A 12,982-nucleotide genomic window follows, 5' to 3' on the forward strand; every position below is an offset into this window, starting at 1 on the left:
ACCTCGGTCGCGCTGCGCTCGCGGACGACGGACGCCGCCGAGGGCGTCCCGTCGACCGCGATCGTCGCCGTCGCCCCGCCGCCGGCCGCGTCGACCGGCGCGCGCGTCCGCGTCTCGGGACTGCGCCTGACCCCGCGCCGCGTGTCGGCGCGGGTCAGCCTGCGCTCGTCGGTCCGGGTCAGCGTGCAGCGCCGCGCCGCCGGGCGCTGGCGCACGGTCGCCACGAGGCTGCTGCGGGCGACCCGCCCGGGATCCGTCGTCGCGCGCCTGCGGCCGCTCCCGGCCGGGCGCTACCGCATCGTCGTCCGGGCCCGCGCGGCCGACGGACGGGCGACGACGCGGCGTGCGACGGTGAGGGTGCGCTGAGGCGGGGCGGGCCTCAGCCGCCCTCGACGGTCCCGTCGACCACGCCGTCGCCCGTGCGACCGGCAGCGGGCAGCGCCCCGACCGGCCGGAGCCAGCGGCGGACGTGGGAGTAGACCTTGGCGTCGTGCAGCAGGGCGAAGTGGTCGACGCCACCGAGGATCACGACGTCGTCCTCCTCGAACGCCAGGCGGCGGTCGCCCTTGGCCCGCGACGACGCGCTGGCGGGCGTCACGAGCAGGTCGCCCAGGACGTTGGCCGCCAGCCACGACTCCGGGTTGCGGGCCATCGTCGTCCCGACGGCGTGGTGGTGGACGCCCTCCAGCAGCGGCACGGCGGTGCCGCGCTCGCCCCACGGCCAGCGGTCGACCGACAGCGGGGTGTCCTCCATGAGGATCGCGCCGTCGCGCAGGTCGAGCACCCCGTCGCTGCGCAGCTCGAGCAGGTCGGCGAAGAGCTTCGTCTCGGGCAGCAGACCGGCGGCCCAGTGGGCGGTCGCGGCCGCGCGCTCGAGGTTGGCACCCAGGTGCGGCGTGCCCAGCGTGACGACGTCGTTGAGCGGGTCGACCCAGCCGTGCCCGGTCTCGGCGGCCACCGCGCACGCGCTGCGGCAGACGAGCCCGCCCATGGAGTGCCCGATCAGCGCCAGGTCGCGCACGCCTCCGGGCCAGACGGCCACGAGCTGCTCGAGGACGCTGGCCAGCTCCGCACCGTTCTGGGGGATCCGGCGGCCGCTGTTGTAGCGGATCGACACCACGTCGTAGTCGAGGTCGCGGTGCAGGCGCCGGGCGTAGTAGGCGTCCTCGTCCGAGCCGAGCTCCCAGGCGGCGTCGGTCATGCAGAGGCCGTGGACCAGCACGGCCACGCGGCCGCTGGGCAGGGGGAACCGACGGCGCAGCTCGGCGGGCTCCAGGGGCAGGTCCTCACCCTTGACGCGGACGGTCATCCGCAGCGCGAGCGGGCTGTCCTCCGTGGCGAACCGGGCCCCGAACGCGCCGTTGAGCGCGCCCAGGAGCGCGACGCCGATCGGGCGGTCCGCCAGCGCCCGCAGGTCGTCGCCCGGGGGTCGGACGACGGTGGCGGTCCGGGCGATGCCCCGGACGGCGACGGTCCCGATGCCCCGCACGGCGGCGTAGACCCCGTCGGCGATCCCGTCGTGCGCGGCACGGACGGAGCCCGCGGCGGGACCGGCGGCGCGGGCGGCGCCGAACACCCGACGGGCGATCGCGCGATGGGTGCTCTGGACGTGGGCGACGCCACCGGCGAAGGCGCGGGCGGCCCCGTCGCCGACGGCCTCGAGCTCGTCGGCCCTCATCGTGCGTCCCCGGGGCGGGTGGGGTGCGGTCCAGGCGGCAGCATCATCGGTGCACAATCGTACACCGAACAGTGGCGCCCGTTACAGGCGTCGCTCAGCCCCGCGGCCCCGCGACCTCGTCGGCGACGTCGGCGAAGCGCTCGCGCAGGTCGCGCTTGAGGATCTTGCCGCTGGCGTTCTTGGGCAGTGCGTCGACGATCCGGAACGCCTTGGGCACCTTGAAGCCCGCGAGCTGCTCCCGGCAGTGGACGCGCAGCGCCTCGGCGTCGACCGACGCCCCGTCGCGCGGCACGACCACGGCGACGACGCACTCGATCCACTCGGGGTGCGACAGGCCGATCACGGCGACCTCGGCGACGGCGTCGTGGCCGTAGATCGCCTCCTCGACCTCGCGGGAGGCGACGTTCTCGCCGCCCGTCTTGATCATGTCCTTGATCCGGTCCACGACGGTGAGGTAGCCGTCCTCGTCCATCACGCCGAGGTCGCCGGAGTGGAACCACCCGCCGGCGAACGCCGCCGCGGTGCGATCGGGGGCGTCGAGGTAGCCGTGGATGGCGTGCGGGCTGCGCAGGACGATCTCGCCGATCTCGCCCACGGCCACCGCGCTGCCGTCGGGCGCGGCGACGCGCGCCTCGACGTTCAGGGCCGCCCGCCCGGCCGACCCCGCCTTGTGCAGCTGGTCCTCCGGCCGCAGGACCGTCGACAGCGGGGCCATCTCGGTCTGGCCGTAGAAGTTCCAGAGCCGCAGCTCCGGCCGGCGCCGGCTGAGCTCCCGGAGCACCTCGACGGGCATGATCGCCGCTCCGTAGTAGCCCTTGACGAGCGTCGAGAGGTCGCGGGTGTCGAAGTCCGGGTGGCGCAGCAGGCCGATCCAGACCGTCGGCGGGGCGAAGAACGTCGTGGCCCCGTGCTCCTCGATCGTCGCCAGGACCGTGGCCGGGTCCGGTGCCGGGAGGATCACGCTCGTCATCCCGAGCTGGATCGCCGGGACGAGGAAGACGTGCTGCTGGGCGCAGTGGAAGAGGGGGAGGGCGTGCAGCTGGACGTCCGAGGCGGCCATCTCGCCGTCGACCATGCACGTCGAGTAGTTCGCGATCAGCGCCTCGTGGGACAGCACGGCCCCCTTCGGCCGCGACTCCGTGCCCGACGTGTACAGGACCTGCGCCGGCGCGTCGGAGGCGATGATCAGATCGTCCGGCCACGGGTCGCCGTCCTCCAGGAGCGCGTCGAACGGCTCCCACGCGTCGCGCTCGCCGTCCGCGTCGATTACGGCGCGCACCCGCAGGCGGTCCGCGGCGTCGGCTACGTCGACGGCCTCGTCGGCGGCCGTGAGCAGGGCGTCCTGCGCGAGCAGCGCGACCGCGCCGGAGTGCTGCAGGACGTAGCCGACCTCGGACCCGCCGAGCATGAAGTTCACGGGCACCAGGACGGCCCCGGCCCGGGCGACGCCGAAGATCGCCTGCACGTACGGCAGGCCGTTGCGGGCCAGGAGGGCGACGCGGTCGCCCGGGCCGATCCCGCGGGCCGCCAGCGACGAGGCGATGCGGTCCGCGTCGGCGTCGAGCTCGGCGAAGGTGCGGGACCGCGGGTCGGGGACGCCGGCCTCGAGCACCGCCGTCCGGTCCGGGAACCGCCGGGCGGAGCGGTGCAGCAGGTCGGCGAGGGTCTGCCGGCGGGCGCGGGCGACGGTGTCCTCCAGGGAGGAGGAGGCGGCGGTCGTCGGGACGGCGGGGGAGCTCATCGGCCGATCCTCCCACGGGACGCGGGCCGTCCGGGGACGATGCGCGGCGGGGCGCTCCGGGCTCGAATCCACGGCCCGGCGGGCGTCGACGCCCGTCCGCGCGGGCCGGCGGGCGCACCCGGCTACCCTCCCGGGGTGGCTGATTGGCGCTACGAGGAGCACCTGCGCTCACCCGTCGGGCTGGCGGAGCTCCCGTCGGAGGGGCACGACGGCGTCGCCGGCGGTGCCGCGTGCGGCGACCTCGTCCGGATCGTGGTGCGCGTCGAGGGCGACCGGGTCGCCGCGGCGGGCTTCGTCGCCGAGGGCTGCGGCGCCCTGACCGTCTGCGGCTCCGTCGCCTGCGAGCTGCTCGACGGCGCCTCGATCCGCGACGCCGCCCGGGTCTCCGTCGACGCCCTCGCCGAGGGGGTCGGCGGTCTCCACCCCGGCAAGCGCCACGCCGCCGAGCTCGTCGCCGACGCCCTGCACCGCGCCCTCGGGGCGGCGGTCGCCGCCGACGCCGCGGTCGACCCCGACGTTCCCGCCCGCGGCACCCTGGTCGCCATGAGCGGCGGGGTCGACTCCGCCGTCGCCGCGCTGAAGGCCGGGCCCGACGCGGTCGCGGTCACGCTCGAGCTGTGGCGCGACCCCCAGAACGACGCCGAGTCGTCCTGCTGCTCGCACTCCGCCGTCCGGCGGGCCCGCGACCTGGCCCACCGGATGGGCATGCCGCACCTGACGCTCGACCTGCGCGACGCGTTCCGGGACGGCGTGGTCACCCCCTGGATCGAGGACCACCGCCGGGGCCTGACCCCGAACCCGTGCGTGCGCTGCAACGGCAACGTGCGCCTCGACGCCATGCTCGACCTGGCCGACCGGATCGGCTGCGAGACGCTGACCACCGGCCACTACGCGCGGACGACCGAGGACGGGCTGCTGCGCCTGGCCGCCGACCCGGGCAAGGACCAGGCGTACATGCTCAGCGGCCTGCGCCCGTCGTCGGTGGCGCGCATGCGCTTCCCGCTCGGCGCGCTGCTCAAGCCCCAGGTCCGGGCGCTGGCCGAGGAGGCCGACCTCCCCGTCGCACGCACCCCGGACTCGCAGGACCTCTGCTTCCTCGCCGGCACCGGGCGATCCGAGTTCCTCGCCCGGCACGGCGGCCTGGTCGACCGGCCGGGGCGGATCCTCGACGCCGAGACGGGGGAGACCCTCGGCGAGCACCAGGGCGCCCACCTCTACACGCTCGGTCAGCGCCGCGGTCTCGGCGTCGGCGGGGGCACGCCGCGCTACGTCGTGGGCACCGACGTCGACACGAACGTCGTGACCGTCGGCCCGAAGGAGCTCCTGATGACCGATCAGGTGCGCCTGACCGACGTCGTCCTGCACGTCGACGCCTGGCGCGTCGACGGGGTGAAGCTCCGCTACCGCCAGCAGCCCCGGCGCGCCCGGGTGATCGCCTCGCCCGGCGCCGGCGAGCGCGGCGAGGGCGCGGTCGTCCTGGAGGAGCCGCTCCTGCAGGCCGCCCCGGGGCAGACCGCGATGCTGCTCGACGGCGACGTCGTCGTGGGCTCGGGCACGCTGGCCTGAGCGGCCGCCGACGCCGGCCCCGGGCGGGCGCAGCGGCGCACGACCCTGGGCCGCGTCGCTCCGGGGCCGGCCCACCGTCGGCCGGGGCGCCTCAGTCCTGGCTCGACGGCAGCGTCAGCACGAAGGTCGCGCCGCCGCCGGGGGTCTCCTCGACGTCGATCGTCCCGCCGTGGACGGTCGCCACCTGCCGCACGATCGCCAGTCCCAGGCCGCTGCCGTGGCGCCCGCGGGACGTGTCGCCGCGGCGGAAGCGGTCGAAGATCCGCTCCCGCTCCTCGTCCGTCACCCCGCCGCCGTGGTCGACGACGCGGACGACGGCCGGGCGCCCCGCGTCCGACCCGGCGCCGGCGTGCCCGGCTCCCGGTCCTGTGCCGGCGTGCCCCGCCCACAGGGGGGCGCCCGGAGCGTCGAGGGGCGCCGCAGCGGCTGAGGCGCCGGAGGTGGAGGGCCGACCGGGGGCGCCGCTCGTCGCCGCGGGAGCGGGGGAGTCCGCAGTCGTCCCGACGTGCACCTCGACCGGTCCGTCGCCCCGCGCCCCGTGCAGCGCCGCGTTGTTCAGCAGGTTCTGGATCGCGCGGGCCAGCCGGTCGGGGCGCCCGGCCACCACGACGGGGCTCGTCGTCGTCGTGAACGTCACGCCGCGGTGGTCACGCCGGGCCCGGCCGACGCACTCCTCGGCCAGGCCGTCCAGCGCGACGGGCTCGTCGGCGCCGTGGTCGGGCGTGTCGCCGCGCGCGAGCTCGATGAGGTCCGCCACGAGCGCCCCGAGGTCCTCGGCCTGGTCGCGGACGTCCGCCAGGATCGACCGGCGCTCCTGCGGGCTCAGCGCCTCGTCGTCCTCGAGCAGCACCTCGGCGTTCGTGCGCAGGCTGGTGACCGGGGTGCGTAGCTCGTGCGAGGCGTCGGCGACGAGGTTGCGCTGCTCGTCCATGGAGCGGTCCAGCTCCGCCCGGGAGCGCTGCAGCCGGGCCAGCATCCCGTTGAAGCGGCTGGTCAGCTCGCCGACCTCGTCGGCGGCCCGGACGGGCAGCCGGCCGTCCAGGTCGGCGGTCGCCTCGACGTGCGCGGCGGCCGCCGCCAGGTCGGTGACGGGACGCAGCACCCGGCGCGCGGTCGCCCGCGCCAGCAGCGCGGCGGTGCCGACCACGAACACGCCGACCAGCAGCAGGACGATCCACAGCGTCCGCAGCGCGGAGTCGACGCCGGACATCGAGCGGGCGAACTGGAACGCCTCGACGTCGAGGCCGAACCGCGCGTAGCGCAGGCGCTCGAGGTCGCCGACGGGCACCGTGATCATCCGCAGCCGGGTCCCGTCCACGGTGACGTCGCGGGGGTCGCTGACCACGCCGCGGGCCACGGCGTCGCGGTCCGTCGTGGTGACGGGCAGCTCGACGTCGCCGCCCAGCGGCGCGGATCCGGTGGCGCTGAGGGCCTGGGTGTAGTCGGCGGGGCCGCCGTCGCGGACCGGGGGACGGGGCGGCAGGACGCTGCCGTAGTCGCCGCCGGTCGGCCCACCGCCGCCCTGCACCCCGCCGAGCACGCGACCGGGGCGTGGCCCGCGACCGTCGACCGCCGCCCGGGCCTGCGCGCGCAGCCCGTCGTCGACGTTGCCCTGCAGCACCGATCGCGTCGTCAGCCAGGCCGCGGCGCCCGCGGCGAGGACGACGAGCAGGGCGACCAGGGCGACCGTGAGCGCGAGCCGGCGGCGCAGCGGCACCCGCTACGCCTCCCGCAGCGCGTACCCGACGCCGCGCACCGTGTGCAGCAGGCGCGGCTCCCCGGCCTCCTCGGTCTTGCGCCGCAGGTAGCCGATGTAGACGCCCAGGGCGTTCGACGTCGCGCCGAGGTCGTAGCCCCACACGTGCTCGAAGAGCTGGGTGCGGGAGAGGACGACCCGCGGATGGCGCAGGAACAGCTCCAGCAGCGAGAACTCCGTGCGGGTCAGCTCGATCGGCCGCTCGCCGCGGTGGACCTCGCGGGTCACGGGGTCCAGTCGCAGGTCGGAGAAGCGGACGGCCTCGCGACCCTCGCCCTCCTCGGGCACCTCGGCCCGGCGCAGCAGCGCCCGGACCCGCGCGCGGAGCTCCCGGAGCGCGAAGGGCTTGGAGAGGTAGTCGTCCGCCCCGGCGTCGAGGCCGTCGACCCGGTCGTCGATGCCGTCCCGCGCGGTCAGCATCAGGACGGGGGTGCGGTCGCCGGCGGCCCGCAGGCGCCGACAGACCTCGAGACCGTCGACACGGGGCATCATCACGTCCAGGACGACGAGGTCGGGGGTGCTGGCGGCGAGCCGGTCGAGCGCGAGCTGCCCGTCGACGGCGACGGCGACGTCGTGCCCGTCCAGGCGCAGCGCCCGCTCCAGCGCGGTGACGAGTGCGGGTTCGTCGTCGACGACGAGGACCTGGGCCATGGCCGGGAGCGTACGCGCCCCGCCTGGGAGGTTCCTGTGACGGGTCGAAGACGCGTCGAAGAGCGCATCGTGAGGGGTCGGTGAGGAGGCGTGGACACCGTCCGCTCGCGCCAGCAGGATGTGTCGCATGCGCCGATCCCCTCTCGCCCTGCTCCTCCTCGTGCCGCTCGCGGTGCCCGCCGTCGCGGACGCGCGGACCGTCCGCAGCTCGAACGCGTTCGCGTTCGGCGACGGCGACGTCAGCTGCTACGTCGTCCGGGTCGTGGAGGGCTTCGACGGCTCGGGCGTCGAGTGCTCGTCCCGAGGGGTGCCGCGGACGACCGGCGAGGGCGATCCGTACGTGGCGGTGAAGCGGACCGGCCGCTCGCGGCTCGGGGCCCGCGGCGACTTCCCGGGATACTCCTCGACCCGCCGACGCCTGCGCTCCGGGGACACCTGGAGGCCGGGGCACAGCGCCCGGGGGATCGTCTGCCGCGTCAGCACGTCGAGCGTCCGCTGCACGAACCGCTCCGGCCACGGGTTCCGGATCTCGAAGACCGGGGTGGGGCGGTACTAGCCGGATCGGGTCGTCGTCGCCCCAGAGGCCCATCGGTCACACTCCCTCTGTGAGCACCACCCGTCCCGTCACGAGCGACGAGATCCGCGAGACGTTCCTGGCGTTCTTCGAGGCCCAGGGCAGCCGCCGCCTGGCGTCCGCGTCGCTGGTCCCCGCGCAGCACGACCCCTCCGTGATGCTGACGACGGCGGGGATGCACCCGCTCAAGCCGTACTTCCTCGGTGCCGACACGCCGCCGTCCAAGCGCCTGACGAGCTGCCAGAAGTGCTTCCGCACGCCGGACATCGACAACGTGGGCGTGACGGCGCGGCACCTGACGTGCTTCGAGATGCTCGGCAACTTCTCGATCGGCGACTACTTCAAGCGCGAGGCCATCGCCTACGCGTGGGACCTGACGACCAACGGCTTCGGGTTCGACCCGGAGAAGGTCTTCGTCACGGTCTTCGGCGGCGACGAGGCCCTCGGCCTGGGCGTCGATCAGGAGTCGATCGACTTCTGGCTCGAGGTCGGCGTCCCGCGCGAGCGGATCATCGAGCTCGGCCGCGAGGACAACTTCTGGCAGGCCGGCCCCAACGGCCCCTGCGGCCCGTGCACCGAGCTCTACCTCGACCGCGGTCCCGAGTACGGACCCGCCACGGCGCCGGGCCAGGACGAGTCCGACCGCTTCATGGAGTTCTGGAACCTCGTGCTCATGCAGTACGAGCAGACCACGCACGACGACGGCACCTCGACGCTGAAGCCGCTACCGGCGAACTCCATCGACACCGGCATGGGCCTGAACCGCATGGCGATGCTCCTGCAGGGCAAGGAGACGATCTTCGAGACCGACCAGTTCGCGCCGCTGATCGCGCTGGGCGAGGAGCTCTCCGGCAAGACCTACGAGTCGGGCGACGAGACCGTCGACCGCGCGCTGCGCATCCTCGCCGACCACACCCGCGGCATGACGTTCCTGATCTCCGACGGGGTCGTGCCGTCCAACGAGGACCGCGGCTACGTCCTGCGTCGCCTGATGCGCCGTGCGGTCGTGCAGGGTCGCCGGATCGGCATCGAGGGCGAGTTCCTCGGTCGCTATCTCGACGCGGTCGTCGAGGTCATGGGCGCCGCCTACCCCGAGCTCGTCGAGCGCCGCGAGGAGATCCGCACCTGGGTCACCGCCGAGGAGCAGGGCTTCGGGCGCACGCTGACCTCCGGCACCGCGCTCCTGGAGGAGCTGCTCGCCAAGGGCGCCGTCTCGGGCGCCGACGCGTTCAAGCTGCACGACACGTTCGGCTTCCCGGTCGAGATGACCGTCGAGCTCGCCGCTGAGCGCGGCGTCGACTGGGCGGGGCAGGACGAGTTCGACGGCCTGATGGCCGAGCAGCGCGAGCGGTCCAAGGCCGGCTCGCGTCGCGGCGACCACGGCGGCGCGTCCGCCGGTTCGATCGCCACGCTCGTCGCGCCGGAGCCCACCGCGTTCACGGGCTACGCGACGCTCGAGCAGCACACGACCGTCGCGGGCATCCTCGAGCGGGACGGCAAGACCTACCTGAAGCTCGCGGAGTCGCCGTTCTACCCCGAGGGCGGCGGCCAGGTCTCCGACGGCGGCACGATCGTCCTGGAGGACGGCACCGAGGCGGCGACGGTCGCGGGGCTCGTCCGTGCGGGCGACGACCAGGCGATCGTCGTCGAGCCCGCCGGCGCGGTCGGTGACGGCCGCAACGTCGCCGACGTGGACTTCCGCACCGGCCAGGCCGTCGTCGCCCGCGTCGACGGCAAGGCCCGTCACGCCACGGAGTGCAACCACACCGCCACGCACCTGCTGCACGCCGCGCTGCGGGAGCGCCTGGGCGACCACGTCCACCAGGCCGGCTCCGCCGTGCGCCCGGACAAGCTCCGCTTCGACTTCAGCCACCCGGGCAAGCTCTCCCCGGAGGACGTCCGCTGGGTCGAGGACCGCGTGAACGAGCGGATCCTCGCCGCGGACCGCGTCCGGGCGATCACCACGACGCTCGACGAGGCGCGCGCGATGGGCGCCCAGGCCCTGTTCGGCGAGAAGTACGGCGACGTCGTGCGCATGGTCGAGGTCGGCGACGGCTCCTTCAGCCGCGAGCTCTGCGGCGGCACGCACGTGCGCAACACCGCCGAGATCGGCGTCTTCAAGATCACGACGGAGACCTCCAGCTCGGCCAACGTCCGCCGCGTCGAGGCGATCACGGGCCCGGTGGCCGTCGACCTGCTGCGCGAGCACGACGCCCTGCTGGACGAGATCGCCGTCGCGGCGAAGGTCCCGGCCGCCCAGGTCGCCGAGCGCATCGCCAAGCTCCGCGAGGACGCCAAGGGCGGCGGCGCCAAGGCGCTGCCCGCCGTCGACGAGGGCGCGCTGGCGGCCGAGGCCGTGGTCGTCGGCGACGGGATCGGCAACGTCGGCGTCCCCGTCGTGGTCGCCCGCGTCGAGGGCGTGTCGCCGAAGGACCTGCCGGCGATCGCCGACCGCGTGAAGGGCAAGCTCGACGGCCCCGGCGTCGTCGTGCTCGCGTCGCCGTCGGAGGACAAGGTCGCGCTGATCGTCGCGGTCGGCCCGGAGGTCGTCGAGCGCGGCGTCAAGGCCGGCGACGTCGTCAAGGCCGCCGCCGCGGTCGTCGGCGGCGGGGGCGGCGGCAAGCCGACGATGGCCCAGGCCGGCGGCAAGGACCCGGCGAAGACCGACGACGCGCTGCGCGCCGCGCACGACGCGATCGTCGCCGCGCTCGGGGCCTGATCGGACGACCCGGCCACCGGCCGCGGGCGGCCGCGGGGGCGGATCGGCGGCTCCTCGGTACGTTTGCCCCCGTATGCCGGGCGAACGTTCTGAAGAATCGCGGCGGCGCCCGTGCGCGTGATGGCCCTCGACCACGGGTCCGCACGTACCGGCGTCGCACTGAGCGACCCGTCGGGGACGATCGCCACGCCGCTGCCGGCGGTCCTGCGGGTGGGTGCGCGGAAGGGCCGTCGCGAGCTGCTGCGGCTGATCGAGGAGAAGGGCGTCGAGCGCATCGTCGTCGGCCTGCCGGTCAGCCTGCAGGGCCACGACACCGACCAGACCCGCGAGGCCCGCGCCTTCGCCGCCGCGCTTCAGGGGCACGTCGGCGAGGCGATCCCGGTCGAGCTCTACGACGAGCGCTTCACGACCCGGATGGCCCAGGCCGCCGGGGGCGAGGCCGACGAGGACTCGCGCGCGGCGGCGGTCCTCCTCGAGGAGTGGCTGCGACGGCTCTGACGTCCGGGCGATGCGCGCCGCGGGGTGGCGGGCCCAGGTCGCGATCGCTTCGCCGGGAGCGTCGAGATGATGACCAGGTCGCCCCGACCCCGCGCGCCGTGTGCGCCCGCGCGATCCCGCGTCCGCCGCCGTGGGGCCCCGGACCTCGTGGCCCCGGACCGCGCCGGGTACCGTCGAGGGCGTGCGCACCGTCCAGGACACGTGGAGCACCGACCGCATCGTCGCGGCCCTCTACGACACCGCCGTCCAGCGACCGGTCACCGCCTGGCTCGGCGCCCGGGTGCTCTGGGGCTTCGACTTCGGGGTGATCGACGAGGAGATCCGGCGGCTCGGCGAGCTCCCCGCCGGCACGCGGGTCCTCGACCTGCCCACGGGCGGCGGCCTGGCCCTGAAGACGCTGAGGCCCGACCACGGACTGGACTACGTCGCGGCGGACCTCTCGACCGAGATGCTCGACCGGGCGGCGTCCCGGGCCTCCTCCCGGGCGCTGACCGGCGTGCGCTTCGCCGAGGCCGACGCCTCCGCGCTGGAGTTCGCCGACGACGCGTTCGACGTCGTCCTCAGCCTCACCGGCCTGCACTGCTTCGCGGAGCCGGCCGCCGCCCTCGCGGAGTTCCGTCGCGTCCTGCGTCCCGGCGGGGAGCTGCGCCTGACGACGGTCGTCCGCGGTGCCGGCCGACGCCACGACGACGCCGTCCGGCTGCTCCGCGGGCTCGGCGTGTTCGGCCACGTCGGCACGCCGGAGGACCTGGGCCGCTGGCTCGACGAGGCGGGCTTCCGGCACGTCGACCGGTCGCAGTCCGGAGCCCTGGCGATCGTGCGGGCCACGGCCTGAGCCGTCGGCCCGTGTTCTGGCCGGACGGACGAGCTGCCCGGCGGAGTCGACCGGAACGTCCCCGTGGCGGGGCCGAATCGGCGAAAACCGCTGCAATCGGCCACCCGCTCGCCGGTCGGTCGCGCACGCGGCAGGCCCGTTCGACTAGCGTTGCCGCGATGCCGACGACGGACGGGACCGAGCGGTGAGCCCCCGCGGACGGCGTGGGGGCGGGGAGCGCTCGGAGGACGACCGCCAGCAGGCGCGACTCGAACGCGAGCAGCGCCGCGCCCAGCGCGAGGGCCGTCCCGTCCCGCGCTCGCTCGAGGACCTGCCGGTCGCGGAGCCGTCCGAGTCCGGCGCACCGTCCGACACGTTCCGCCCAGCCGGGCCCGTCGGCGACGCTCCGGTGCCCGCCGATCCGGCCGACCCCGCCGACCCCGCGGGGCGACGCGAGCGCCTGGCCGCCCTGCGCGCCGGGATCGAGGAGCCGACCGACGGTGGGGCGACGGGCGCCGGCCCGTCGGTGCCCGACCGACAGGACCGCCGCGACGTCGGGACGGGCGGCGGACCGCCCGTGGCCGCGCCCGGGGCGAACCCCGCGGTGCCCGGGCCGGACTCCGCCGCACCCCGCACGGGCCCCGCCGGACCAGGCGCGGACCCCGTCGCGCCCCGTGCGGATTCCTCCGCGCCCGACGCGGACCCCTCCTCCCGACCCGGGGCGCGCGCCGACGAGCAGCGACCCGTCGAGCGCGACGCGCCTGCTGCCCCGTACGCCCCCGCCGCCGGCCGGCCGTGGTGGTCGACCGACGGTCAGACCGCACCCCCGCCGCCGGCCGGTGCGACCCCGCCCACGCCCGCCGGACGACCGTCCGGATCCGAGCACCCCACGGAGGCCTCCGGCCGCCCGGCACCCCCGCGGGCGCCCGGCGCCCCTGCCGCGCCCGACACCCTCGCCGCGCCCGGCGCCCCGCGCTCGCCCGCC

Annotated in this window: 9 protein-coding genes and 2 pseudogenes; 7 read left to right on the plus strand and 4 right to left on the minus strand. The window is 75.9% G+C overall.

Features of this window, described 5'->3' with window-relative positions; genetic code table 11:
• A pseudogene (locus Q7T67_RS05645) lies at positions 1-366 on the plus strand (hypothetical protein); the annotation flags it as partial.
• A 13-nt stretch (positions 367-379) separates the two neighbouring features.
• Here the strand turns inward: Q7T67_RS05645 and Q7T67_RS05650 are convergent.
• Both Q7T67_RS05650 and Q7T67_RS05655 read right to left on the minus strand, forming a co-directional pair.
• Positions 380-1,678 carry a triacylglycerol lipase gene (locus Q7T67_RS05650; protein WP_304786858.1) on the minus strand — a complete coding sequence of 433 codons (1,299 nt, stop codon included), beginning with the start codon at positions 1,676-1,678 and terminating at the stop codon, positions 380-382.
• 94 nt (positions 1,679-1,772) lie between these two features.
• Complete coding sequence (locus Q7T67_RS05655) at positions 1,773-3,419, minus strand: fatty acyl-CoA synthetase (protein ID WP_304786860.1); 1,647 nt, start codon at positions 3,417-3,419, stop codon at positions 1,773-1,775.
• 135 nt (positions 3,420-3,554) lie between these two features.
• On the opposite strand from Q7T67_RS05655, the gene mnmA reads away from it, so the two are divergent.
• Positions 3,555-4,985, plus strand: a complete 1,431-nt coding sequence (gene mnmA / locus Q7T67_RS05660) for a tRNA 2-thiouridine(34) synthase MnmA (protein WP_304786862.1) — start codon at positions 3,555-3,557, stop codon at positions 4,983-4,985.
• 91 nt (positions 4,986-5,076) lie between these two features.
• Here mnmA and Q7T67_RS05665 read toward each other — a convergent pair whose 3' ends face one another.
• Both Q7T67_RS05665 and Q7T67_RS05670 read right to left on the minus strand, forming a co-directional pair.
• On the minus strand, positions 5,077-6,702 hold the full coding sequence (locus Q7T67_RS05665; RefSeq protein ID WP_304786864.1) for a cell wall metabolism sensor histidine kinase WalK: 1,626 nt from the start codon (positions 6,700-6,702) through the stop codon (positions 5,077-5,079).
• A 3-nt stretch (positions 6,703-6,705) separates the two neighbouring features.
• Complete coding sequence (locus Q7T67_RS05670) at positions 6,706-7,392, minus strand: response regulator transcription factor (protein ID WP_304786866.1); 687 nt, start codon at positions 7,390-7,392, stop codon at positions 6,706-6,708.
• A gap of 127 nt (positions 7,393-7,519) precedes the next feature.
• Here Q7T67_RS05670 and Q7T67_RS05675 point away from each other — a divergent pair, with 127 nt between their 5' ends.
• The 5 genes and pseudogenes from Q7T67_RS05675 to Q7T67_RS05695 form a co-directional block, all read left to right on the plus strand.
• Positions 7,520-7,948, plus strand: coding sequence for a hypothetical protein (locus Q7T67_RS05675; protein WP_304786868.1), 429 nt, complete (start codon positions 7,520-7,522; stop codon positions 7,946-7,948).
• 49 nt (positions 7,949-7,997) lie between these two features.
• The gene (gene alaS / locus Q7T67_RS05680; RefSeq protein ID WP_304786870.1) at positions 7,998-10,685 is read left to right on the plus strand and encodes an alanine--tRNA ligase; all 2,688 of its coding nucleotides are present in this window, start codon (positions 7,998-8,000) and stop codon (positions 10,683-10,685) included.
• Positions 10,686-10,805: 120 nt separating this feature from the next.
• Positions 10,806-11,183: a Holliday junction resolvase RuvX gene (ruvX, locus tag Q7T67_RS05685; protein WP_304786872.1), complete on the plus strand. Its 378-nt coding sequence runs from the start codon at positions 10,806-10,808 to the stop codon at positions 11,181-11,183.
• A 181-nt stretch (positions 11,184-11,364) separates the two neighbouring features.
• Positions 11,365-12,018 (plus strand): class I SAM-dependent methyltransferase, encoded by a 654-nt coding sequence (locus Q7T67_RS05690; RefSeq protein WP_304786875.1) that lies wholly within the window; start codon positions 11,365-11,367, stop codon positions 12,016-12,018.
• 184 nt (positions 12,019-12,202) lie between these two features.
• A pseudogene (locus Q7T67_RS05695) lies at positions 12,203-12,982 on the plus strand (hypothetical protein); the annotation flags it as partial.

The organism is Patulibacter sp., assembly GCF_030655195.1.
Taxonomy (GTDB): Bacteria; Actinomycetota; Thermoleophilia; order Solirubrobacterales; family Solirubrobacteraceae; genus Patulibacter.

What these genes read in the sequence shown, in the direction of transcription:
- Q7T67_RS05670 (WP_304786866.1), bottom strand. Translation starts at nt 7,392, where the DNA reads ATGGCCCAGGTCCTCGTCGTCGACGACGAACCCGCACTCGTCACCGCG.
- Q7T67_RS05650 (WP_304786858.1), bottom strand. Translation starts at nt 1,678, where the DNA reads ATGAGGGCCGACGAGCTCGAGGCCGTCGGCGACGGGGCCGCCCGCGCC.
- Q7T67_RS05655 (WP_304786860.1), bottom strand. Translation starts at nt 3,419, where the DNA reads ATGAGCTCCCCCGCCGTCCCGACGACCGCCGCCTCCTCCTCCCTGGAG.
- ruvX (WP_304786872.1), top strand. Translation starts at nt 10,806, where the DNA reads ATGGCCCTCGACCACGGGTCCGCACGTACCGGCGTCGCACTGAGCGAC.
- Q7T67_RS05675 (WP_304786868.1), top strand. Translation starts at nt 7,520, where the DNA reads ATGCGCCGATCCCCTCTCGCCCTGCTCCTCCTCGTGCCGCTCGCGGTG.